The 22,443-nt window shown below is 61.9% G+C and carries 20 protein-coding genes; 9 read left to right on the top strand and 11 right to left on the bottom strand.

From position 1 onward, the window contains the following. Positions 1 to 62 precede the first annotated feature (62 nt). From ACIPHM_RS15375 to ACIPHM_RS15385, 3 genes are all read right to left on the bottom strand, one after another. Entirely contained in the window at positions 63 to 1,421 is a 1,359-nt protein-coding gene (locus ACIPHM_RS15375; RefSeq protein ID WP_400329618.1) for a hypothetical protein, read from the bottom strand. Between the two features lie 523 nt (positions 1,422 to 1,944). Further along, the gene (locus ACIPHM_RS15380) at positions 1,945 to 2,565 is read right to left on the bottom strand and encodes a DUF1439 domain-containing protein (protein ID WP_400329621.1); all 621 of its coding nucleotides are present in this window, start codon (positions 2,563 to 2,565) and stop codon (positions 1,945 to 1,947) included. A 225-nt stretch (positions 2,566 to 2,790) separates the two neighbouring features. Beyond that, positions 2,791 to 2,997 (bottom strand): SlyX family protein, encoded by a 207-nt coding sequence (locus ACIPHM_RS15385; RefSeq protein ID WP_400330020.1) that lies wholly within the window; start codon positions 2,995 to 2,997, stop codon positions 2,791 to 2,793. A 112-nt stretch (positions 2,998 to 3,109) separates the two neighbouring features. Between ACIPHM_RS15385 and ACIPHM_RS15390 the strand changes: the two genes are divergently transcribed. Continuing rightward, complete coding sequence (locus ACIPHM_RS15390) at positions 3,110 to 3,427, top strand: YnfA family protein (RefSeq protein WP_400329624.1); 318 nt, start codon at positions 3,110 to 3,112, stop codon at positions 3,425 to 3,427. A gap of 100 nt (positions 3,428 to 3,527) precedes the next feature. On the opposite strand, the gene ACIPHM_RS15395 is transcribed toward ACIPHM_RS15390, so the two are convergent. Beyond that, entirely contained in the window at positions 3,528 to 4,175 is a 648-nt protein-coding gene (locus tag ACIPHM_RS15395; RefSeq protein WP_400329627.1) for a helix-turn-helix transcriptional regulator, read from the bottom strand. Between the two features lie 104 nt (positions 4,176 to 4,279). On the opposite strand from ACIPHM_RS15395, the gene ACIPHM_RS15400 reads away from it, so the two are divergent. Next, entirely contained in the window at positions 4,280 to 5,761 is a 1,482-nt protein-coding gene (locus ACIPHM_RS15400) for an MFS transporter (RefSeq protein ID WP_400329630.1), read from the top strand. After that, positions 5,758 to 6,897, top strand: a complete 1,140-nt coding sequence (locus ACIPHM_RS15405) for a LysR family transcriptional regulator (RefSeq protein WP_400329633.1) — start codon at positions 5,758 to 5,760, stop codon at positions 6,895 to 6,897. The genes ACIPHM_RS15400 and ACIPHM_RS15405 overlap by 4 nt, the downstream gene beginning before the upstream one ends. Here the strand turns inward: ACIPHM_RS15405 and ACIPHM_RS15410 are convergent. Next, positions 6,825 to 8,348 carry a diguanylate cyclase domain-containing protein gene (locus ACIPHM_RS15410; protein ID WP_400329636.1) on the bottom strand — a complete coding sequence of 508 codons (1,524 nt, stop codon included), beginning with the start codon at positions 8,346 to 8,348 and terminating at the stop codon, positions 6,825 to 6,827. The genes ACIPHM_RS15405 and ACIPHM_RS15410 overlap by 73 nt on opposite strands. 87 nt (positions 8,349 to 8,435) lie before the next feature. Then, positions 8,436 to 8,900, bottom strand: a complete 465-nt coding sequence (locus tag ACIPHM_RS15415; RefSeq protein ID WP_400329639.1) for an Lrp/AsnC family transcriptional regulator — start codon at positions 8,898 to 8,900, stop codon at positions 8,436 to 8,438. 266 nt (positions 8,901 to 9,166) lie between these two features. On the opposite strand from ACIPHM_RS15415, the gene ACIPHM_RS15420 reads away from it, so the two are divergent. The 5 genes from ACIPHM_RS15420 (at position 9,167) to ACIPHM_RS15440 (ending at position 14,368) form a co-directional block, all read left to right on the top strand. After that, positions 9,167 to 9,796, top strand: coding sequence for a LysE family translocator (locus tag ACIPHM_RS15420; protein WP_400329641.1), 630 nt, complete (start codon positions 9,167 to 9,169; stop codon positions 9,794 to 9,796). 511 nt (positions 9,797 to 10,307) lie between these two features. Continuing rightward, positions 10,308 to 11,378, top strand: a complete 1,071-nt coding sequence (gene cyoA / locus ACIPHM_RS15425) for a ubiquinol oxidase subunit II (protein ID WP_400329644.1) — start codon at positions 10,308 to 10,310, stop codon at positions 11,376 to 11,378. 15 nt (positions 11,379 to 11,393) lie between these two features. Then, complete coding sequence (gene cyoB / locus ACIPHM_RS15430) at positions 11,394 to 13,373, top strand: cytochrome o ubiquinol oxidase subunit I (protein WP_400330023.1); 1,980 nt, start codon at positions 11,394 to 11,396, stop codon at positions 13,371 to 13,373. Positions 13,374 to 13,375: 2 nt separating this feature from the next. Next, entirely contained in the window at positions 13,376 to 14,002 is a 627-nt protein-coding gene (locus tag ACIPHM_RS15435; protein WP_039396910.1) for a cytochrome o ubiquinol oxidase subunit III, read from the top strand. Continuing rightward, positions 14,003 to 14,368, top strand: coding sequence for a cytochrome o ubiquinol oxidase subunit IV (locus ACIPHM_RS15440; RefSeq protein WP_400329647.1), 366 nt, complete (start codon positions 14,003 to 14,005; stop codon positions 14,366 to 14,368). 1,617 nt (positions 14,369 to 15,985) lie between these two features. Here ACIPHM_RS15440 and ACIPHM_RS15445 read toward each other — a convergent pair. From ACIPHM_RS15445 to ACIPHM_RS15455, 3 genes are all read right to left on the bottom strand, one after another. Further along, a complete protein-coding gene (locus ACIPHM_RS15445) occupies positions 15,986 to 17,767 on the bottom strand; it encodes a peptidoglycan D,D-transpeptidase FtsI family protein (RefSeq protein WP_400329650.1) in 1,782 nt (593 codons plus the stop codon). 239 nt (positions 17,768 to 18,006) lie between these two features. After that, entirely contained in the window at positions 18,007 to 18,858 is an 852-nt protein-coding gene (locus tag ACIPHM_RS15450; protein ID WP_400329653.1) for a DUF3047 domain-containing protein, read from the bottom strand. A 28-nt stretch (positions 18,859 to 18,886) separates the two neighbouring features. Then, complete coding sequence (locus ACIPHM_RS15455; RefSeq protein WP_400329656.1) at positions 18,887 to 19,513, bottom strand: LysE family translocator; 627 nt, start codon at positions 19,511 to 19,513, stop codon at positions 18,887 to 18,889. 258 nt (positions 19,514 to 19,771) lie between these two features. Here ACIPHM_RS15455 and ACIPHM_RS15460 point away from each other — a divergent pair, with 258 nt between their 5' ends. Further along, a complete protein-coding gene (locus tag ACIPHM_RS15460; protein WP_400329659.1) occupies positions 19,772 to 21,124 on the top strand; it encodes a hypothetical protein in 1,353 nt (450 codons plus the stop codon). A gap of 108 nt (positions 21,125 to 21,232) precedes the next feature. Here the strand turns inward: ACIPHM_RS15460 and ACIPHM_RS15465 are convergent, their stop codons facing one another. Both ACIPHM_RS15465 and ACIPHM_RS15470 read right to left on the bottom strand, forming a co-directional pair. Continuing rightward, complete coding sequence (locus tag ACIPHM_RS15465) at positions 21,233 to 21,763, bottom strand: chromate transporter (protein WP_400329662.1); 531 nt, start codon at positions 21,761 to 21,763, stop codon at positions 21,233 to 21,235. Beyond that, positions 21,760 to 22,296 (bottom strand): chromate transporter, encoded by a 537-nt coding sequence (locus tag ACIPHM_RS15470; protein ID WP_400329665.1) that lies wholly within the window; start codon positions 22,294 to 22,296, stop codon positions 21,760 to 21,762. The genes ACIPHM_RS15465 and ACIPHM_RS15470 overlap by 4 nt, the downstream gene beginning before the upstream one ends. Between the last annotated feature and the right edge of the window lie 147 nt (positions 22,297 to 22,443).

A 22,443-nucleotide genomic window follows, 5' to 3' on the forward strand; every position in this document is an offset into this window, starting at 1 on the left:
CGTGACGTTAAATGCGGGAAGTCAAAAAAGGGCAGCGTCAAGCTGCCCTTTTTGTCGGGCAATCAATGGCTAAGCCTGAATACATACGACGTATTGCTGGAAATATTGTAATTTGGCCCTCCCGCCCCAGCCACCCAAATCTTCCCATTCGAATCGATCAGAAGATCGGATGCATGATTCACCTGTGAATCATACGGGCTGATTTCAAGATAGCCGCGACCGCCGAAACTTGAGTCTACCCGCCCATCTTCCAGAAAACGTGAAATCAGAATGCTTCGGTCTCGCGAAGAATTTTCCGTTACGCCACCGCAAGCGACAATTTTCCCGTCAGTCTGTACTCCCATGCCTCCGAATAGGAATTTCATATCCGTCTCGCCAACCACCCCAAATAGCAGTGGCCTTCCGCGATTGAAGTCATCAATTGGCCTTCCCAACGCGTCGACGCAAACAACCAGTCCAAACGAATGGTATAGCGGCAGGTTTGTCAGATATCCGCATGCAGTGATTCCGCCGTTGCTCAGGTTGCAAGCGTAATTCAACTCCATCTGATAAAGATTGTCTGATGGAATTCCAGCGGAATCCGAGTAGAAAATCGCAAATCCATCTTCACCAAACGCGCGATTGATCGATCCATCTTGATTGAATCGGCAAAAATAGACGCGCATCGGTTCACCTATTTTTGTAATGGTCCCCACCACCACAGCCCCACCGTCGGGCATCACGACAAAACTGTTCGCTCCTGTTCGTTGGTCGAACGGCGATCCGGACGGGCAATGGATGATTGCGACGCCAGTCCCATTGAAGTTCGGGTCCAACCGGCCATTGGATTCGAAACGCATTAACGCGCAAGTGGCCATTCCGAACCGTTCGCCGAGCAAGCCGTAGAACGTTCCATTGTCGGCTTGAACCAGCGCCCCCAAACCGCCGGTTGCACTTGATTCTGTTTCATTCCCGTTCCCATTCGCATTCTCGTGAGCGGTGACGCCCACGGTGGGCACCGTTTGACGATCTGCCGGCGTGTCGCCGCACTCGATGGGGTGGACAATCTTTCCGTTCTCGCCAAACGTCCGATCCAGTTGTCCATCTGCCGCGAAGCATGCGAGAGCGAAGGTGGATGTGCCGGACAGCGCAACGATGACGCCACCGTCGTCCCGGGATAGCAGGCCTGCGATCGACGTATTGCTGACACCCGATGCCAGATGTTCAGCGACCCATCCGGCGCCCCCGAAACTTTTATCGGGCGTACCGTCAGCATGTACACGTGCGACAAATATGGTCCCGGCCCCCAATTCGTTATCTGCCGCGTAAATCTTTCCGTCTGGCATGGTCAATATCTTCGGGGCATGCCGCATGAACTGAGGGGCCGGGAATGGCAACCCGAAAATAAGCTCGATCTCGTTTGCTTCAATCCTGTTTTTCACGATGCACCTCGGCTCTCGATATTACGTATGAATAGAGGCGAAACTATCTGTGCGTCTCGCCCATTCTTACCAGGATGCTTGGAGATTACGCTGCACGATCGATGCGGTAGGCGAAGCAATGAATGGCAGGCTTACCCAAGCCAGGGTGGTAGCTTTTTGTCGCCGGTGATAAGCGACGATATTTGATTCAGCCATACGTCGTTTGTGGCGAACAACTGTCAACCCTGACAGGTCGGCGCATCGACACGGAAAAGCGCCACCCATTCGACAATTTCGCCGTTCATGTTTTGCGGCTCGTTAGATTTCGAAGGATTGAGTCGCGCAGGAGGGGGGGGGCTTGCGATGATGGAAACGATTGCCGCCAGACGGGCAGCGTTGCCGATGGTCGACGCGACCCGTAACTCATCGTTCAGGGTTCGACCGGAACGTACGTGAAAAAACCGCCAAAGGTTGGCGTCATATCCACCGCTTCGGTGGGCAATTCAAAGGCGGTTCTTTCTGCCTGGTGATGACGCGGCGCTGCTTACTTCGTCTTCACTTCTACCTTGATGCCGTCCGGCAGCACCGTGATGGCGCCCGGCTCGACGTCGCGTCCGCCGTATTTCAGTTGTTCCGGCTGGAACGTATAGATCGGATATTGGTTGAGCACCTGTTGCGCGACTGTGCCGCCAATGGACGTCAGTTGCTGGCCGTAGGCGGGCGGCATGCCGTTGACGTCCACGCGCTCGACGCTCGGATTGTCGAGCAGCACGGCGTGCTTGACGGGGTCGTATTTCAGCGCGCTGGAGATCGCGAGCACGCCTTTTAGCGGCTGGCCTTGCAGCAGGACGTTCTGCACTTGCGCGTCGACCTGCGTGTTGATGCGATTGGCCTGCGGATTGAAGCCGATTTGCGGATTCGTCAACTCGACGCGGAGCAACTGGCCGTAGTTGAGCGTGGTCGGGAAGCGCTTGTCGACAGCCGTCTCGATGTCCTTGCGGGTCATCGTGTACTCGCCGGTCCAGATGTTGTACGCGGCGTTGGCCGGGCGTATGAGCGGCGCCAGCGTCACGCCGAGCAGGCCGCCGAGGGCGATGCGCAGCGTGTCGCGGCGCGAGATGGCCGACGCGTAGCCGTCGGGCGTCACGATTTCCATGCGGTCCATGGCAATAAAGCGAGTAGGGCGGTGCGAAGTCATGTCACGAGTACCCGGTGTGCGGGCGTGCTTGAATCGTCGATGGTCATGTGACCCGCATGGCGTGGAATCGTTCTGAGCGCCGCGGTGATCCGCGATGGCAGTGCCCGGCAGACGATGCTCCGGCGACCGTTGCATGGCCGCTGCGAGCGCTGCCGAAAACGCCATCGCGCAGGCGGCCATTTCCACAAGGCGTCAATAGTGCGGCGGGATTTCGTGACGCGGATTGCTGTCGTTGCCGCTGCCCTGGCCTTGCGACTGCATCTGCTGATACAGCGCCTTGAGCTGCTTTTGCAGCAGGTCGATCTGTTGCTCCTGACGGGTGACGATGTCATTGAGCGTCTCGAGCAGATCTTCCTGAAACGCCGCTTTGACCTCGAGTTCGACGACGCGTGCTTCCAACGATTCCATGAGCTTCTCCGGTGAACGCGGCATTGTAGGCCATTGGACTGTCGTCCCTGCCCGTGCCGAGGGTGGCATGACGATTTGCAAAGTCGCCGGGCATAATCGCACCATGAAAACTTTTCTTCTTTATGTCGTCACTGCGGTGGCGGAAATCGTCGGATGCTATTTGCCGTGGTTGTGGCTCAAGCACGATCGCAGCGCGTGGCTGCTGGTGCCCGGCGGGATCGCGCTGGCGCTGTTCGCCTGGCTGCTCACGCTGCATCCGTCGGCCGCCGGACGCGTCTATGCCGCTTACGGCGGCATTTATATCGGTGTCGCAATCGTGTGGTTGTGGCTGGTCGACGGCATGCGTCCGACGCCGTGGGACATCGCCGGCGTGGTCGTCGCGCTCGCGGGCATGAGCCTGATCGCGTTTCAGCCGCGCTGAGACGGCGTCACGCTATCGCCGATATGGCGCAGAGGCCATCGGCACTGCGCAACCTCTCAACGTCCTACCGCTCCGGGGACGAACCGAACGCGCCGAAGCTTCACGCAGCCGTCGCGCGCGTGCGCACGCGATACGTGCAGCGTTGCCCACCTGCGAGGATATGCGTCTCGCGCGACACGGTGCCGCGCTCGCCGATCAACTCCTGAAACAGTTCTAGCTCGGTGCGGCAAAAGCCCTGACAGGTTTTCGCCGCCGCGCAGATCGGGCAGTGATCTTCAATGAGCAGCCAGTCGTCGCCGTCGCGCTCCACACGGGCCATATAGCCTTCCGCTGAACGAATCTCCGCGAGCTTTTCCATGCGGGCCGGCAAGCCGGGCAACGGGTCGATGGCCTGCTTGTATTGCGCACGCGTCTCGACGGCGCGTTGCGTAATCAGACGATCGAGACCGTCTTCACCGAAGAGCTGGCGGATCGAGCCGATCAACTGAATGGTGAGCGTGGAATGCGCGTCGGGAAAGCGGTTGTGGCCAGCCTCGGTGAGGGCCCAGGCCTGACGCGGACGTCCCGCCCCGCGCGACGGCATGGTCTCGCCCGCGAGCAACCCGTCCGCGACCAGCTTCTGAACCTGCTGACGGGCAGCTTCCGCCGTGATCCCCAGCGCAGCGGCGACCTCGGCCGTCGACGCCGGTCCTTGGGCCTTCAACCAATGCAGCACGCGCTCGTGCCCGGCACCGGCGGCGCCGGGCATTGTCGCCCTATTATCCAAGTGGTTATTTGGGTAATTCATTGTGGGACATGTAATATCCAAGAACTTTCTTGCATATTAGTCGCCCGACGGTCGACTGTCCATCCATGACAACGAGCACCACGAATCCCACCGCGCCGGGTTGGCGCGACTTGCTGAGTGGCAACAACGGCTGGCGGTCGCTGGCGCTGGCCGGCGGTGTGGCGTTGCATGCTACCAACGTCTATGTAGCGACGACCGTGTTGCCGTCCATCGTCAAGGAGATCGGCGGGCTGGATCTGTATTCCTGGAACACCACGCTGTTCGTGGTGGCGTCGATTCTCGGCTCGGTGTTCGCCTCGCAGATGCTCGCCACGCTTGGCCCGCGCGTCGCCTATATCGCGGCGTTGCTGGGCTTCAGTGCGGGCACGATGCTGTGCGCGGCCGCGCCCAACATGCCGTGGATGCTGGCGGGACGCACGCTGCAAGGTTTCGGTGGCGGCATTCTGCTCGCGCTGAGCTATGCGCTGATTCGTATCGTCTTCGCGCCACCGCTGTGGTCGCGCGCGATGGGGCTGGTCTCGGGCATGTGGGGCGTCGCTACGCTGTGCGGGCCTGCGCTCGGCGGTGTGTTCGCGCAGTTCGGTCACTGGCGCTGGGCCTTCTGGTCGTTGCTGCCGATCGTCGTCGGCCTGGGGCTCATCATTCGTGCGCAGGTGCCGGCCGGACGTGGGATAGCCCGGGCCGATCATGCCGAAAGGATCGATCAGGCCGAGGCGTCGCATGCCGTGCCGTGGTTCAAAGTGGTCTTGTTGTGCGCGTCTGCCGTGGCGATCTCGCTCGGCGCCGTGGTGAGTTCGTACCTTCTCGCGACGGCGTGGATGCTTGCGGGCCTGGTGCTCGCGTGGTGGCTGGCGCAGCGCGAGCGAAGCGCGCGGCATGCATTGCCGCGTCTCATGCCGACGGGGGCGTACTCGCTGCGAACGCGACTCGGCGGCATCTACGCGGCCATGAGTCTGCTCGGGCTGGCCATGACGAGCGAGATCTACATCCCGTATTTTCTTCAGACGATTCACGGCCGGACGCCTTTCGCTGCCGGCTATCTTGCTGCGCTCATGGCGGCGGGCTGGTCGGTCGGCTCGATGACCAGCGCCGGGCGGCATGGCGACGCCGCCGAGCGCCGCGTGCGTCTGGGCCCGGTGATCGTTACCGTCGGCATGCTCGCGCTCGCGTGGTTGCTGCCGCAGGCCTCGCTCTTTGCGAGCGCGGCGGGGGTGGCGAGCGTCTGTATCGCGTTGTTCGGCGTGGGCATTGGCGTGGGCATCGGCTGGCCGCATCTGTTGACGCGTGTGATGACCGCGGCGCGCCCCGGGGAGGCCGGTCTGGCATCGGCATCGATCACGACCGTGCAGTTGTATTCGATGGCGCTGGGCTCGGCGCTGGCCGGACTGGTCGCGAACTCGGCGGGGCTGGCGGACGGTGCGCTCGCTCAGGCGCAGCGCGCGGCTGTGTGGTTGTTCGCGGTGTTTGCGCTGGCGCCGGCGGGCGCTGCCGTTATGGCATGGCGCGGCAAGGTCGCCGCGCCCGTGACCGGGCAGGAGGCATCATGATCGATCGCATCACTGCCATGCGCACCTTCGTGCGCGTGGCCGAAGTCGGCAGCTTCACGAAGGCGGCCGCGTCGCTCGACATCCCTCGCGCGACGGCGACCACCCAGGTGCAGCATCTCGAACGCTGGTTCGGCGTGGCGCTCTTCACGCGCTCCACACGGCGCGTTGCGCTCACCATGGAAGGCGCGGCGTATTACGAGCGGTGTTCGGCCATTCTCGCGGATGTCGAAGAAGTCGAGTCGGGCCTGTTCGGTGCGCAGGCGCAATTGCGCGGACGTCTCGCCGTCGTGCTGCCGCCGGTCATTGCTCGCGAGGTTGTCATGCCGTCGCTCGCGCAATTTCAGGCCCGCTATCCGGGGCTCGAAATCGCGCTCGACGCCACGCCTGCCCACGGCGATTGGCGGGGTGACGGGGTGGACTGCGGTGTTGTGCTGGGCGAGTTGCCCGATTCGCGGTTGGTGGCGCGTCATCTGGGCGATCTGCCCCGGGTGACGTGTGCGAGCCGTCGCTATCTCGACGCGCATGGTACACCGGGCGATCTCGACGGACTCGCTTCGCATACGTCGGTCAAATGGTTGTCGGCGCCGGCCGAATCGTTGGCATCGCTCGCGTCGTCATCATCCGCGTCATCGGCCGCGTCATCGTCTTCACCGGGCGGGGCGGGGATTGCGCTGCCCACGCGCTGTGGAGATCTCACGTTGATCGTCGGAGGCAAGGCCACGTGCGTGCGCACGCGCGGGCAGTTGCATGTGGGCGATGAGGCGGCGTATCTGGCGGCCGGGCTCGAAGGCCTCGGGCTGATTCAGCCGACAGTGCTGGCGGCGGCGCCCTATCTCGCGTCGGGGCGTCTGGTGCCGGTGCTGCCGACATGTCCGCCGCCGCCGTTACGGCTCTCGGCAGCGTATCCGGTGCAAAAGCGGGTGTCGCCGCGCGTGAGAGCGTTTGTGGACTGGCTCGCACAAATCTGCGAGCCGTTGGGAAATGCCGGCGACGTGCGCGCCAGCGGGCGGCCGGCGGCGGATGTGGCGGCTGTAGCGGCCCATCTCGCGGCCGGTGCCTCGAATTACGCGTCGCTGCCCGTGGCGCCCGACGACAAGGCGTCGAGCGTGCGGCGCTCGTTCACGCTGCCCGCGTAGTGATTGCGCTTCTCTTCGTACATCAGCAAATCGGCGCGCTGGATCGTGGCTTCCAGGCGTTCGCCGTCCTCGCACGTGGCCATGCCCATCGAGAATGACAGCGGCGTGCCTGGGTAGAACGAGTTGTTCAGCTCCACGAGCTGACGAATGCTCTCGATCATGGCCGCGCCGCCGGTCGCATCGGTGGACGGCAACAGCAGGGCGAATTCGTCGCCGCCGATGCGCGCAGCGATCTGCGGCGCCGCAATGGCCTTGCCCAGCACCTCGCCCGCGCGACGCAGCAACGCGTCGCCCGCCGCGTGACCGAGCTGATCGTTCACGGCCTTCAGTCCATTGAGATCGGCCACGACCACCGTCACCGGATACGGGCCCTTGCGCTCGAGCCGGTTGAGTTCGTCCACGTAGAAGGAGCGGTTGCGCAGTTTGGTGAGCACGTCGTGCTTGCCGAGGAATTCGAGATACGACTCGGCTTTCTTGCGCGCGGTGATGTCGGTGAGCGCAACGAGCACCAGATCCCAGCGCGATTCGTGTCCGGGCAGCACGGCGAATTGCAGATGGACGTTGATCTCGTTGCCGTCGAGCGAATAGTTGATGACTTCGCGTTGCTGGAAGAGCTTGTTTTCCCACAGGTCGATCAACTGCTCGCGGAAGTTGTGCCGCATGTCGTCGCGGAAGACTTCCGGCAGGCGCGCGAGCAACGTGGCCTTGTCGGGCGCGACGAACATCGCGAGCGTGTGGCGGTTCACGTCGAGCACGTCGATCTCGTTCATGCAACGCTGGACGAATTCGGGGTGAACGTCGGTGAACGTGCGGAAGTCGGTGATGCCGCGCGCGCGGGCGTCGTCGAGCAGCAGCTTGATCGCGCTGAAGTCCTCGACCCAGAGCGAGACCGGCGAGTATTCGAAGAGGCCGCGGGCGTATTGCTCGCCCATCGTCACGCGCTCGCGCGCGTGTTCCAGTTCGGTCACGTTCTCGAGCGAGATCAGCACACGATCGAGCGTGGCTTCATGACCGGGCAGGACCGAGCCGTTCAGAAGGACATCGAGGCGACGGCCGTCGAGCGTGTAATTGACGGTCTTGCTGGTGAAATGGGTGGCGCCGTCCCACAGTTGGCAGAGCTCTTCGATGTGCGTCTTGAGCATGTCGTCGCGAAACACGCGCGGCAGGTTGGCCACGAGCGTGTCGAGCGACGGCGCGTTGAACATCGACAAGGTGCGGCGATTGACCTTGATGACGCGAATGCGTTGCGAGCATTGCGAGACCTGCGCCGGATCGGCCTTGAAGTAGGCGCGAAGATCGATCACGCCCAGCGCGCGCCATTCGTCGAACAACTGCTTTACAGCGCTGAAATCTTCTAGCCAGAGCGAGACGGGCGCGAGGTCGAACATCAGGGCGTCGTCGGTGGCCCCGGCGTGCGGGGGCGGCAGTGCTTCGGGAGGTACGGCGGGCATGGCGTCCGGCATGTGGCACCTGATGGTCTGGTCTGTTTTAGGCCGCCATTCTACGATCAAACCCGCTCCACGCCGCAGTGAATCGATTTACAGCAGTGGCGCGCCCGTGTCGCGTTTGACTTCGCGCAAGGAAAGCATCGATTCGATGGACGAGACGCCGGGCAGGGCGCGCAGCACATCGCGCGTGAAACTGCCGTAATCGTCGAGGTCGGTGGCGACCACGCCGAGCAGATAGTCCGCGCTGCCCGAGATGTTGTGGCACGACACGATACGGTCGATGGCCAGCACTTCACGCTCGAATCGTTCTGAGAGCACACGGTCATGAACGGAGAAGCGCACGTGAACGAATGCCGTCACGCCCAGACCCAGCGCGCGATGCGAGAGCTCGGCCCGGTAACCGGTGATGTAGCCGTCGGATTCGAGGCGTTTTAGACGTCGGGCACAGGGTGTCTCCGAGAGCGACACGCGCTCGGCAAGGCGGGCGTTGGAGATGCGGCCGTCGCGTTGCACGATGGAGAGAATCGCCCGATCGATGGCGTCGAGTTCGTTCATTGTAGGTATCCCGCTACGAAATCTGCTGTAAAGACGGTATTCCACCACGATCCGATACCTGCGGGAAGTGTTGCCCTCATCCGTCTGGCTTAGGCCGATCGGCGACGCGCCAATGTCGGTATTGGCGCTTTTTCCGCGAAAGCGAATATGGATGGAGAAAAGCGCCAAATATGTAAATTATAGTGGGTGGAAAACGCTATCAATCGCTCGCGAAATGGCGAGATCATGAAGCTTGTTTTTAGTTGCTTCTTCCTCTGGGGAAAATCATGGTCTCGCCGCAGTTGCTCACCGTTTTCATTGGCGCTCTGATTGTCGTCTATGCGTTGCCGGGGCCCGACATGGCGCTCGTGATGCAAACGAGCATGACGCGCGGCGTGCGACACGGTCTGGCGACGGCGGCCGGGCTGGCGCTGGCACGGGCGGGGCACGTCACGCTTTCGGCCTGCGGTGTGGCGGCACTATTGCGCACCGCGCCCTGGCTCTTCGAGACGGTGCGCATCGCGGGCGCCATCTATCTTGCCTGGGTGGCGATCCAGATCTGGCGCTCGCCGGCCTTCGGCGTGGCGACAGTCGGGGCACCGGCGGGCGGTGTCCCCCCGCTCTCGCGCGCTTTGCGGCGCGGCGTGCTCTCCAGTGTGCTCAATCCGAAAGCGCTTCTGTTCTGTTCGGTGTTGCTGCCGCAGTTCGTTCGTCCCGAGGCGGGACCGGTCTGGACGCAGGTGCTCGAACTCGGCGTGCTGCTGCTGGTCGTCGGCGCGATTTTCGACGTGACGCTCACCTTCGGCGCCGCGCGCATCGCGCACTGGCTGCGCACCCGGCCGCTTGCACAAAAAGTACAACGCTGGTCGTTCGCGGCGGCGCTCATGGCTTTCGCCGTACGCTTGTCGCTCGACTGAAAAGCCGGGCACAATACCTCCACCCTGCATCCCCCTCCGGCTATTGCACCAAATAGGTGCATTTCGCTGCGACACCGCAAATCAGGGTGCGACACAACGTCGCACCTCTTGAAATCTGGGCACCTTCCCGTATTGCTGCATTGCACAGCGTTTACCGCCAAAAAGGTATCGATCTGCTTTGAAAACCTCACGCGCGTACGCGTGAAGGCCGCGCGACACATTGTCGCGCAGGTGGGTGCGCGATGTCCGGGCTAATTAAACTTCGGCATAATGCCGCACCGTGATGGAAGTAAAAGACAAGAAGTCGGACAGTGACTTGAGGTCTGCGGGCGGCAATCCGCCCCGGTTCCCGTCTTTTCGATGACACAGTCGTCGTAGTTCGACCGGTGCAATACCGGCGTGACGACTGCTCCCGTCCCACCTTAACCCTTGCCAACCTCCTGCGACCCTGCATCAGGCCGGTAAGCCCGTGTTGCGCCGTTCGCTGGCCAACTCAACCCTGTCGTGTGACATGAAGAAACACAGAAACCCGCGATTGTTTAGGCTCCTCGCCTTGTGCTCGCCGCTGATTTTGGCTGGCTGCGACATGACGCTGCTCGACCCTAAGGGGCAGATCGGAGTAGAAAACAAGAACCTGATCCTCACGGCCACCTGGCTGATGCTGATCGTGGTGATTCCGGTCATCCTGATGACGCTGTGGTTCGCGTGGAAGTACCGCGCAACCAACAAGTCGGCGCGCTATGAGCCGAATTGGTCGCACTCGACGGCCATTGAGGTCGTGGTCTGGCTCGTGCCGATCATCATCATTGCGATTCTCGCGCGCATCACCTGGGTCTCCACCCACGAACTCGATCCCTACAAGCCGCTGGAAAGCGACGTGAAGCCGATCACGGTCGAAGTGGTGGCGATGAACTACAAGTGGTTGTTCATCTACCCGGAACAGGGCATTGCATCGATCAACGAACTGGCCGTTCCTGTCGATACCCCGGTGAATTTCAAGATCACCTCGGAATCGATCATGAACTCGTTCTTCATTCCGCAATTGGGTAGCCAGGTCTACTCGATGGCCGGTATGGAGACGAAGCTGCACCTGATCGCCAACCACGTCGGCTCGTACGACGGCATTTCGGCGAACTACAGCGGCGGCGGCTTCTCGGGCATGCGTTTCAAGACGCTGGCGATGACCGATAGCGACTTCCAGCAATGGGTCACGAAGGTGCGCGAGTCGAAGAAGGTGCTCGACAAGAACGCCTACGCCTCGCTGGTCCCGATGAGTGAGAACACCCCGGTCACGTACTACAGCTCGGTCGATACGAACATGTTCCTGTCGATCCTGCACGCCCCGATGGCAACCGGCATGGCCCAGCAGCAGGAAGGCCATGAGAACCACGGTGCCATGGAAATGAAGGGCATGGACATGAAAGGTATGGACATGAAGATGGAAATGAAGGGCGCGGGCACCGACGCCGCGACGGCTCCGGCCGCCGCTGCCAACGTGCAAGGCCAGTCGATGACCATGGCCATGGATGCCGGCGCGCACGCGATGCACGCCGGTACGGCTGCGCACGCGCACAAGGAGTAAACAACAATGTCAACGCTGTTTGGCAAACTGACTCTCGAAGCCATCCCGTACCACGAGCCGATCATCGTCGGCGCGGTCGGCATGATGGTGCTGGGCGGGCTGGGCATCCTCGCGCTGCTCACCTACTTCGGCAAGTGGAAGTACCTGTGGAGCGAGTGGGTGACGTCGGTCGATCATAAGAAGATCGGTGTCATGTACGTGCTGGTCGCACTCGTCATGCTGCTGCGCGGCTTTGCCGACGCCATGATGATGCGTACGCAACTGGCGCTCGCCCACAACTCCCCCGGCATTCTTCCGCCGGATCACTACGACCAGATCTTCACCGCCCACGGCGTGATCATGATCTTCTTCGTGGCGATGCCGTTCATGACGGGACTGGTGAACCTCGTGGTGCCGCTGCAGATCGGCGCGCGCGACGTGGCGTTCCCGTTCCTGAACACGCTGTCGTTCTGGCTGTTCGCGGCCGGCGCAGTGCTGGTGAACCTGTCGCTGGGCGTGGGTGAATTCGCTCGCACGGGCTGGCTGGCTTACCCGCCGCTCTCGGGCATTCAATACAGTCCGGGCGTGGGGGTGGATTACTACATCTGGGCCTTGCAGATCTCGGGTCTGGGGACGTTGCTCACGGGTGTGAACTTCGTCGTCACGATTCTGAAGATGCGCGCGCCGGGCATGAACCTGATGAAGATGCCGATCTTCACCTGGACCTCGCTGTGCACGATGGTGCTGGTGTGCGCCGCGTTCCCGGTGCTCACGGTGACGCTGGGCCTGCTCTCGCTGGATCGCTACCTCGACTTCCATTTCTTCACGAATGAGTTGGGCGGCAATCCGATGATGTACATCAACCTGATCTGGATCTGGGGTCACCCGGAGGTGTACATCCTGATCCTGCCGGCGTTCGGTATCTTCTCGGAGATCATCTCGACGTTCTCGGGCAAGAAGCTGTTCGGCTACAAGTCGATGGTGTACGCCACGGCGGCGATCATGGTGCTGTCGTTCCTCGTGTGGGCGCACCACTTCTTCACGATGGGCTCGGGCGCCAGCGTGAACGCCTTCTTCGGTATCGCGACGATGATTATCTCGATCCCGACCGGCGTGAAGATCTTCAACTGGCTGTTCACGATGTACCGCGGTCGCGTGCAAATGACCGTGCCGGTGCTGTGGACGCTGGGCTTCATCGTCACGTTCGTGATCGGCGGTATGACGGGCGTGCTGCTGGCAGTGCCGGGCGCGGACTTCGTGCTGCACAACTCGCTGTTCCTGATCGCTCACTTCCACAACGTGATCATCGGTGGCGTGCTGTTCGGTTACATCGCCGGTATGAACTACTGGTTCCCGAAGGCCTTCGGCTTCAAGCTCGACGAGCGTCTGGGCAAGGCAAGCTTCTGGTGCTGGTTGATCGGCTTCTACCTCGCGTTCATGCCGCTGTACGTGCTGGGCCTGATGGGCATGACCCGTCGCCTGAATCACTACAGCAACCCGGAATGGCAACCCTGGCTGATCGCCGCGCTGATCGGTGCGCTGTTCATTGCTGCCGGTATTGGCTTCCAGGTGCTGCAACTGGTCGTGTCGATCAAGAACCGCAAGGCACTGGCCGACACTACGGGCGATCCCTGGAACGGCCGTACGCTGGAGTGGATGACGTCGTCGCCGCCGCAGTTCTACAACTTTGCCGAAGAGCCGCGCGTGCATGACATCGACGAGCTGGCTTATCGCAAGGCACACGGCATCAAGAGCGATCTGAAGACGAGCTACGCCCCGATTCACATGCCGAAGAACACCGGCGCCGGTTTCATCATCAGTGCGTTCTCGCTGGTGTTCGGTTTCGCCGCTATCTGGCACATCTGGTGGCTCGCCATCGTTGGCTTCGTGGGCATGATCGTGACGTTCATCTGCCGCAGCAACAACGATTCGATCGACTACTACGTGCAGTCGCCGGAAGTGGTGGCCATTGAAACGGCTCACCATCAGGCACTGGCCACAGCAGCAAAGGCTTAATCATGACGAGCGAAGTTCTCAAACACACTGGCGCGCATGCCGATGCGCATGCGCATGACCACGCGCACCACGACACCGGGGGCAACACGATCTTCGGTTTCTGGGTGTACCTGATGACCGACCTGGTGCTATTCGCCAGCCTGTTCGCCACCTTCGCGGTGTTGCGTGACTCGACGGCGGGCGGCCCCACGGGTAAGGAACTGTTCGACCTGAAGTTTGTGCTGGTCGAAACATTCATCCTGCTGTTCTCGTCGATCACGTATGGCTTCGCCATGATCGGCCTGCACAACGGCAAGAAGGGCGCCGTGATGGGTTGGCTGGCCATCACGTGGCTGCTGGGCGCGGGCTTTATCGCGATGGAGCTGTATGAGTTCCATCACCTGATCCTTGAAGGTGCAGGTCCGAACCGTAGCGGCTTCCTGTCGTCGTTCTTCGCACTCGTGGCAACCCACGGTCTGCACGTGGCCTCGGGCCTGCTGTGGATGGCGGTTCTGATGTTCCAGATCGCCAAAAAGGGCCTGACCTCGACCAACACGACGCGTCTGCAGTGCCTCTCGCTGTTCTGGCACTTCTTGGACGTGGTCTGGATCGGTGTCTTCACGGTCGTGTACCTGATGGGAGCGATGTAAATGAGCAATAGCAAATCGGTGCAATCGCACGGCCACGACGCTGGCCACAATGCGGCCGGTGGTAGCCATGGCAGCGTGAAGTCGTACCTGATCGGCTTCGTGCTCGCGGTGATCCTGACGGTCGTGCCGTTCAAGCTGGTGATGGATGGCACGATGCCGCCGTCGACGGTTCTGCCGCTGATTCTCGGCGCAGCCCTCGTGCAGATCATCGTCCACCTGGTCTACTTCCTGCACATGGACCGCTCGTCGGAACAGCGCTGGAATGTGATGGCGTTCCTGTTTACGGTCCTGATCGTGGCCATCGTGCTGGTCGGCTCGCTCTGGATCATGCACAACGCCAACTCGCTGATGATGCCGGGGATGTAATGTCGGTGAAGCCCCCCCGTGCTGGTTGACGGGGAGGTTCGAAAAGCGGCCTTGAGTTCTGCTCAAGGCCGTTTTTTTATGCCTTCTGGATAGGGATGATGTCTGCCTGCGTGTTTGTTTTCAGGAGAACTGGTCTAGCTCGGCAATCAGATCACCTACGAGCGCGCTGCGTCCATCGGAGCGCCAGATATTCGCCCGCGCCGAGACCGGTGCATAGCGGGAGCGCATATAGAAAGTATGTCCCTGTACCGTTGTATTTCGAAAGAAGCGCCCATGCAGTCATAAAGAATGCAGCAAGGATGATCGGTTGATCCATTCCTGCGGGAGTCCAGTCGAACCGATATCCGGCGTGAGTCAGCTTGGGTAGTAGGAAAAGATCGAAAAAAAATGTCCAAAGTAACATTAAAAAAGTTATGGACAATAGATCGATTGCGACATTTTCGAGATATAAGAAGCACGTTGTGCTTGTTATCGTCATCAACGGCAAGCTAAGTGCGAGCCGCTTCTCCAATCTTGATTTGTTTGATTCCCATTTCATGAAAGTGGGATTTATTGAGGTGTGTTTTTAATTTAACGCGTCATTGTAAGACGTCATTGGTGAACGCGTATAAATCGTTAAACGAAGGGAAGCCATTGGGGAAAAAGTACGCTAGCCCGTGGTCTTGAAGCTTGTCTCCGATCGAGGCGCCGGCGAGCATTCCTAATTCTCTTCCACGCTTACTTCCGTATCCCGCACCAATGATGGCACCCCCGACTGTTCCAATGCCTGGTACAACTGAGCCGGTTGCCGCACCGATTGTGCCTCCTACCCTGCGCCCGAGGCACCACCCACCATTGCGCCAACTACCCCGCCAACGAAGCCGCCTGTCACTCCAGCGCCTGAGACGTGTTGGAGTTCGTGTGTTGATAATTCTTTCAAAGCCTTGTCTCCTGATTAATTGTGTCTCAGTGAATAACTTTTCCGAATCGTGAGTTGTTATTTATTGACGATGAAATCGAGTGTAAACACCGATGCGCATCCCGGATGTCGATTGGTCGCTCTTTATCTTCCCGGGCTGAGCTTCCAACTGTGATAATGCTTTTCATTCTACATATTCCAATTTGCGATCCGGTACGGCTCACATGCCTTTGGGGGAATTCCCGACGGCGGGGCTGTCTCCGTCAGTGAAAGGTGTGGTTTCGTCGGGGGCGCCAACGCCGGTTCAGTAACGCTTGGTCTCTCCAGTACGCAAAAAGGGCAATTCGAATCATCGAATCGCCCTTTTTGCTCACGCGCCCCCAGTCCGTCGACACCGCCCTCGCTTCACACCATCTCGTCTCTACCCCCGCCCGAACCCGCGGCGCTTGCCGGTACCCTGACTGCGCTCCAACTTAAAGTCGCTCCGTCAGGGCACCGACAATCACCGCTCATACATCCTGTTCGACAACCGCCCACGCACCCATCGGGGTCGTCGCATCGCTATCGTGGTGCGATCAGGGTGGGGGCCGCCCGCGGTGCGACTTAACAAACATCGGAGCGCCGCGGGCGGCCCCCACCCTGATTGACCGCTGACGCTGAAAGCCAGGCGGGCGCTCCGCTTCAATCGCTTAAAGTTCATTCAAGCGCGACAGGGGAAATCAACCGTGCGAGCCGTCGTCCGGCGGCGTGTCCGATGTCGGGGCCGCCAGGATTACTCCCGGGCGCACCGGCAGATCCGGACGAATCCCCAGCAACGGCAACGCCTGCGATGCAATCTCCGCAAACGCCGGACCCGCCGCCTGACCGCCAAAGTGCTGCGATGCCTTCGGTTCATCCACCGACACGGCAATCACCAGACGCGGTGCCGACAACGGCGCAATCCCCACGAACGACGCCCGATACTTCGAATGGTCGTAGCCGTGCGCACCCGCCTTGTACGCCGTCCCAGTCTTCCCGCCAATGCTGTATCCCGCCACCTGCGCAGTCGTCGCCGTGCCGCCCGTATCGACCACGCCCGCCAACATCTTGCGCATCTCCGCCGCCGTGTGCGAATCGATGACGCGTACGCCCTCAGGCTGTACCGGGGTATCCGGTTCGATGATGGAGATGGGCACGAGCACGCCGTCGTTGGCGAAGATGGTGTACGCGCGCGCCAATTGGAAGAGAGACGCCGAAATCCCGTAGCCGTAAGCCATGGTCGCCTGCTCGATGCGTCGCCACGACTTATATGGGCGCAACCGCCCCGAGACGGCGCCCGGGAAGCCCAGCTTCGGTTGTTGCCCCAGGCCGATCTCGGTGAACATGTCCCACATTTCCTCCGCCCGCAACAGGGTCGACACTTTGGTCATGCCGATGTTGCTCGACTTCTGGATGACGCCCGCCGCCGTCAGCACGCCATTGGCACTGTCGTCACTGATGGTCGCGCCTTCGAAGACGTAACGACCCGGGCCGGTGTCGATGAGCGTGGTCGGGGTCAGGCGATGCAAGTCCAACGCCAGCGCCATCGTGAACGGCTTGAGAATGGAGCCCGGCTCGAAGACGTCGGTGAACACGCGGTTGCGCAACTGCTCGCCCGTCAAATGCTCGCGGTCGTTGGGGTTGTATGTCGGCAAGTTGGCCAATGCCAGCACTTGCCCGGTCTTGGCGTCGATGACGACGGCCATTGCCGCTTTCGCACCGGTGCGCTCGAGCGCATTCTTCAACGCCTCGTAGGCGATGTATTGCACGCGGGTGTCGAGCGTCAGCCGAAGGTCCTTGCCGTCTCGCGGCGGGCTGGAGTCGTCGAGATCCTGAATGGTGCGCCCGATTCGGTCCTTGATGACGCGCCGCACGCCCGCAGAGCCTTCGAGCAACGACTCTTCACCCAGTTCCATGCCTTCCTGGCCCTTGTCTTCGACGTTGGTGAAGCCCACGACGTGCGCCGCCACCTCACCCTCGGGGTAGAAGCGCTTGTATTCGCTGCTTTCGTAGACGCCGGGAATGCCCAGTGCTTCGATCTGCTTACCGATCTCGGGCGAGACCTGACGCTTCACGTAGACGAATTTTTTCTCGCCGATGAGCTTGGCGCGCAGTTCTTTGGCCGGGATGTCGAGCAGCTTGCCGGCTTTCTGGACGTCGCTGTCGGACAGGTCGTCCGGCACTTCGGCAGGCACGGCCCAGATGGTGCGCATCGGCAGGCTGGTGGCGAGCACTCGGCCGTCGCGGTCTTCGATTTTGCCGCGCACGGCAGGCATGACGATGGTGTGCTCGTAACGCTTTTCGCCCTGCGCGATGTAGAAGCCGTTGCCCGGCCCGGCAATCCAGAAGGCCCGGACGACCAACCCGATGAAGGCGAGGGTGATGACGATGACGACAAGCTTGGAGCGCCACAATGACATGCGCGATTGCAAAACAGGACTTGCGGCGAACGTGACGTCCTTGGGCTGGCGATTCTTTTGCATGGCGCTCGCGGGGCGTTGAGAGGCGTGAACAGCATTGAGCCTGTCTACATCTGGCTCAAATTCTAGGCGAGATAGCGTAGCATGCAAGCGACTGTTGCAATAGCGCAAAAGCCCCGTCACACGGGGCTTTCAGGGTTTTTTTCGATGCCTTCGGCACGGCACCGCGTACCGGTGTCGGCAGGTGAAACCGAAGGCGGATTTTCAGCGCGAATTCGGTCTCGCGCGTCTAACTCGTCTCGCTATTTGCCCGCGTCGAATCGTATGTCTCCATACCACGCGTGGGCACTCGCATGGGTGTTGTCGCTGTCGGTGAAGACGCCGTATCCGAGTAATTTGCCCGGCTTCTCTTTGTAGATGCGCTCGTAATCGGCCGCGACGTTGCGCGAGAAGGTCTGCCATTTGCCGAGGCTCGCGTCCGAACCCGCCACGACGAGCATCTGCACACGGTCGGTATGCGGGTTCTGGATGACGCCGCCCACCGGGGCATCGTTGGACCAGATGTACATGAGGGTGGCGTAAGGCAGGTCTTCGCCCCCGGCCTTGGCGAGTGTCATCGCCGCCCGGTCGCCGAACGGGAGCGAAGCTTTGTCGCCGTCGAAGAAGAACACGAGCCGCGCGGGCGAGTCTTCTTTTTCGGCCACCCGGTTGTCGGCCCCCGGAATGACTTTGTCGACTTTCCAGCGCCACGCGACGATGGGCGTTGCGCTCAGATCGACGTCGTCGCCCTTGGCCATGAGCGCCGAAGCGGAGTCGGACGAGTTGGCCTCGATCACGTTGCGCTTGCCGTCGGCGACCACGGTGTAGACGGTGAGCTTCTTGCCTTTGACGACCGGCAGGTTCTGCCATCCGGCCGGTAACGCGCTGCCCGGACTCGCTTTGGAGAAGGGTGTGGCCTCAGCGCCGGTGCCTGCGCCGGCATCGGCCGCGAAGGCGTCCGGTAGACTCAGGCTGGCCGCTGTCAGGCATGCCGCGGCGGCAAGCGTCCTCGCCCGCAGGCGGCGAGGAAGATGGGGTGCGTAAGACAGCGGACGAAGAGGACGAAGAGGACGAAGAGAACCAAGAAAACGAAGCGTCGAGACAATGCGTTGCATAGTGCGACTCCCACGTTAACGTGCGACCTCAGCGCTGTTGCATGGCCACACGCAGGCCCAGGCCGATGAAGATGGTACCGATGATTTTGCCCTGCCAGCGCAGCAGCCAGGTGAAGCGTCGCACGAACTTGCCGAGCGGCCGCACGGACAGTGCGATCGCTGCGGTGTAGATCGCGCTCATGGCGACGAACACCAGACCCAGCACAAGGAATTGCGCGAAAACGTTGCCCTCGCTCGCATGCACGAACTGCGGCATGAAGGCGAGGAAGAAAAGGGCGGTCTTAGGATTGAGGACTTCGGTCGCCACGGCCTGCGCGAATGCTCGTCCGGGCGAAACCTTGGGCGCGACCAGCAACTGCGGGTCGGACGGACGCTCACGCAGCGCCTTGATTCCCAGATAGATCAGATAGACCGCCCCCACGTATTTGACGACGTCGAAGGCGAGGGCCGAGGTCATCAGCACGGCAGACAAGCCGACGGCGGCGCACAGGGTGTGCACGAGGTCGCCGAGCGCAATCCCCATGCCGGTCATGACGCCTGCGCGGCGCCCGCCCTGCACGGTACGCGTGATGGTCAGCAATACCGCAGGCCCGGGAATCAGAAAAAGCCCGAGAACGACAACAACGAACGTGGCAAGCGTGGCAATGGTCGGCATAAGGGCCTCCGGCGGGGTTCGAGGGCACTGCAATGGCGACATCATCCCAGATTCTGCGAGAGGGTGCCCGAAAAGGCGGCGCGCGAATCCTGAAGCGTCCGATTTGCCAGTGACGCACGATGCTCGGCTTTTCCTCCGCCTTTTCATCGTTCGACGCATTCGAATGGCTCGAAACGAGTCGACATTGCCGTCGAGCCGTTTGAACCTTCCTACCCCTCGACCCTTTCGACCCTTTCCCCACGCCAAGGAGCCAACCCCATGCCATTCGTGTCCGATACGACCCTGTCTTATCCCGCGACATCGCTGTCCCCGACGACAAACGCCATTGTGCATCTCGCGCGCGAGGCGGTCAGTTGCCTCTATGACGGCTTTCGTGGCGACTTCACGCGCGCGGCCACCTGCCTGCGAGAGAGCGGGTTGCACCATCTGTTGACCGAGGAATGGCAAAACGCGAGTCAGCGCTATCTGCAGCACGGTGCGACGGTGCCCGGCTTTGCCGACGTAGGCGTCGCCTGCGCGCTGGGCGCCGTCGCCATCGGCGTCACGTATCGCTATCTCTGGCCCGAGTTTCGCGAATTTGAAAACGCCTTCGAGGCCGGGGAGAACACGCAGCGCCAGTGGCTGTACCAGACGCAGGTGCAATTGCGTCGCCGCACGCTGGCCGATGTGACCGCCATGCGTCAGTGTCTGGCGGTGTTCGAGGCGACGCAGTCGGCGCAAACCACGCCGGCACCACAGCCAACCGTGCCGATGTCGCGCCGCACGCGCGCGGAGCGGCACATCGCGGAATCGCTGCTTCTGCACATTGCCGATGCCCCGCAAGCCGATTTCGCGGGAAGCGACCGCGTCGCGGCACTCTGCCAATTGCTGGCTCACGGCCTGGGCTTCAAGTTGCCGAAGGCCACGCTTGAGGCGCTCCACGTCAGCGAGGAACGCTCGTCCCTGATTCGCTACGACGACGCCTTCACGCTGCTGCGCGAGCGGCTCGAGCCGGATTGGCGTCACGACGAGGCCGGCTCGCCGACGTTCTCGGTCCATCCCGTCGACGTGCAGGTACTCGATCCCGCTGAGACCACAGCCGACCTCTCGGAGACTACGCGCGACGCTCGCCGACTATTGACGCATCCGGTCGCTTTGCAGCGTGTGCGCGCCCGCGTCGTGGCCTTGTTTGCCGCCAGCGTGCGCGAGGATTGCGGGGGTGTCGGCGACTGGCGCAATTTCGCGCAGCTTGCGTTGGTGAAGGCCGCAGCGCGCGGCATGACCTGCGATCAGGTGCGCATCGCCATGGGGATTGCAACGCGCTCCGGCATCAGTGCCCGCTACGCATGGCGTTGGACGGATGAGCCGGTGCCGCAGCCGGGGGCGGGAGTGCTACCCACGATTCCTCTGAAGGTCGCCCAATGGATCGCCCGCGTGATGCTCGTGGCGGGTACGCCGGGCTCGCATGAACCTTGCCCGCCGCGGGTTGCCGCATTGGCGCGTGGCGATACGCCGGCGTCGCTGGTGATCGGCAGCGACGAATGGATTCATCTGGTCGACGGGATCGAGAGGCTGGGCCGCGACCACTGGCGCGTTGCCTTTGCACACGTCTGCGAAGAGGGGAAAGCGTGAGAACGGCGGCGATGCAAACGACGCAGACGACGGAGCCGCCCTAAGCGACATAAGTGTCTGGCGCGTCCCGCGCGCCTCTGGCGCCCCGAATCGCTCCCCCCGGCTCGACTACAGATACGCGCCACCGAGCAACCCCGCAACGCTGCCTGCGGCGAGCCACCACAGCGGATGCACCCGCGTGCGGATGGCCAGCACCGCCACGCTCGCGGTGATACCCGCGAGCAGCCACGACGTCGCGGACGCTTCGGCGATGAGCGCGGCACTCGCGGCGACGAGGCCGGCCGTCATCGGCAGCAGTCCGGCCTGTATGATGCGCCGCCACGGCCGGTCCTTGAAGCGCTCCCACAGATGTAGCACGCCCACGGTGATGAGCGACGACGGCCCGAACTTGGCAATCGACGTGACGAGCATGCCCTGCCAGCCGGCCACGTGCCAACCGACGAGCGTCACGATCATGAGGTTTGGGCCCGGCGCGGCCTGCCCCAGCGCGAACAATGCGCTGAACTCTTCGGACGTCATCCAGTGATGCAGATCGACGACCTGACGCTCCATCTCCGGCAGTATCGTATTGCCGCCGCCAAAGGCGAGCACCGACAACTGCGTGAAGATGAGCGCGAGCGAAATGAGCGTACCGGTCATTGCGAGACCCTCCACGTGGCGTAGATGGAGATCGGCGTCATCACGAGCATGGTGAGCACGAGCGGCACGCGCAGCACGGCAATCGCGATGAAACACGCCACCGCCACGCCGCCGAGCGCCACCGATTTGCGCAGCGGCCACGCCACTTTCCACGCCATCTGAATCAACAGGCCCGCCGCGGCGGCTGCCAGCCCGGCGAACAGATGCTTCACATGCGGATCGTTCTGGAAGTGCTGGTAGATCGTGCCCAGTGCAATCACGACGGCAGACGGCGCCGCGATCAGGCCGAGGATCGACGCGAGCGCCCCGCGCCAGCCGTGAAAGCGCATGCCGAGTGCGACCGACAGGTTGATGATGTTGCCGCCCGGCAGGAACTGGCACAGGCCGAGCAAATCGGTGAACTCGGCCGCTGTCACCCAGCGATGCTTGTCGACGATCATGCGACGCGCCAACGGCAACGCGCCGCCGAATGCGGTCATGCCCAGACCGAGAAAACCGAAGAAGAGCGCGCGAACGCTCGGTGCCTCGGTCATGGGCGGCGCTGGCATCGCCGAAGGCGCACCGGGCGAGATCGATGGGGAGGACGTAGGAGACGTCGCGGTTGCGGGTGGGGCCGGCGTATTCATGGCGGGTCTGTTCTGAAAACTGGACTACGGTGGGGCCGCCCGGCAGGGAGTGTC

This window comes from Pandoraea sp. NPDC087047 (assembly GCF_044745225.1).
GTDB lineage: Bacteria > Pseudomonadota > Gammaproteobacteria > Burkholderiales > Burkholderiaceae > Pandoraea.

Bases quoted from the DNA above. Each gene is read 5' to 3' on its own strand.
- ACIPHM_RS15380 (WP_400329621.1), bottom strand. From the start codon at position 2,565: ATGGACCGCATGGAAATCGTGACGCCCGACGGCTACGCGTCGGCCATC.
- ACIPHM_RS15390 (WP_400329624.1), top strand. From the start codon at position 3,110: ATGAAAACTTTTCTTCTTTATGTCGTCACTGCGGTGGCGGAAATCGTC.
- ACIPHM_RS15395 (WP_400329627.1), bottom strand. From the start codon at position 4,175: ATGCCCGGCGCCGCCGGTGCCGGGCACGAGCGCGTGCTGCATTGGTTG.
- ACIPHM_RS15400 (WP_400329630.1), top strand. From the start codon at position 4,280: ATGACAACGAGCACCACGAATCCCACCGCGCCGGGTTGGCGCGACTTG.
- ACIPHM_RS15405 (WP_400329633.1), top strand. From the start codon at position 5,758: ATGATCGATCGCATCACTGCCATGCGCACCTTCGTGCGCGTGGCCGAA.
- ACIPHM_RS15410 (WP_400329636.1), bottom strand. From the start codon at position 8,348: ATGCCCGCCGTACCTCCCGAAGCACTGCCGCCCCCGCACGCCGGGGCC.
- ACIPHM_RS15415 (WP_400329639.1), bottom strand. From the start codon at position 8,900: ATGAACGAACTCGACGCCATCGATCGGGCGATTCTCTCCATCGTGCAA.
- ACIPHM_RS15420 (WP_400329641.1), top strand. From the start codon at position 9,167: ATGGTCTCGCCGCAGTTGCTCACCGTTTTCATTGGCGCTCTGATTGTC.
- cyoA (WP_400329644.1), top strand. From the start codon at position 10,308: ATGAAGAAACACAGAAACCCGCGATTGTTTAGGCTCCTCGCCTTGTGC.
- ACIPHM_RS15435 (WP_039396910.1), top strand. From the start codon at position 13,376: ATGACGAGCGAAGTTCTCAAACACACTGGCGCGCATGCCGATGCGCAT.
- ACIPHM_RS15440 (WP_400329647.1), top strand. From the start codon at position 14,003: ATGAGCAATAGCAAATCGGTGCAATCGCACGGCCACGACGCTGGCCAC.
- ACIPHM_RS15445 (WP_400329650.1), bottom strand. From the start codon at position 17,767: ATGCAAAAGAATCGCCAGCCCAAGGACGTCACGTTCGCCGCAAGTCCT.
- ACIPHM_RS15450 (WP_400329653.1), bottom strand. From the start codon at position 18,858: ATGCAACGCATTGTCTCGACGCTTCGTTTTCTTGGTTCTCTTCGTCCT.
- ACIPHM_RS15455 (WP_400329656.1), bottom strand. From the start codon at position 19,513: ATGCCGACCATTGCCACGCTTGCCACGTTCGTTGTTGTCGTTCTCGGG.
- ACIPHM_RS15460 (WP_400329659.1), top strand. From the start codon at position 19,772: ATGCCATTCGTGTCCGATACGACCCTGTCTTATCCCGCGACATCGCTG.
- ACIPHM_RS15465 (WP_400329662.1), bottom strand. From the start codon at position 21,763: ATGACCGGTACGCTCATTTCGCTCGCGCTCATCTTCACGCAGTTGTCG.
- ACIPHM_RS15470 (WP_400329665.1), bottom strand. From the start codon at position 22,296: ATGACCGAGGCACCGAGCGTTCGCGCGCTCTTCTTCGGTTTTCTCGGT.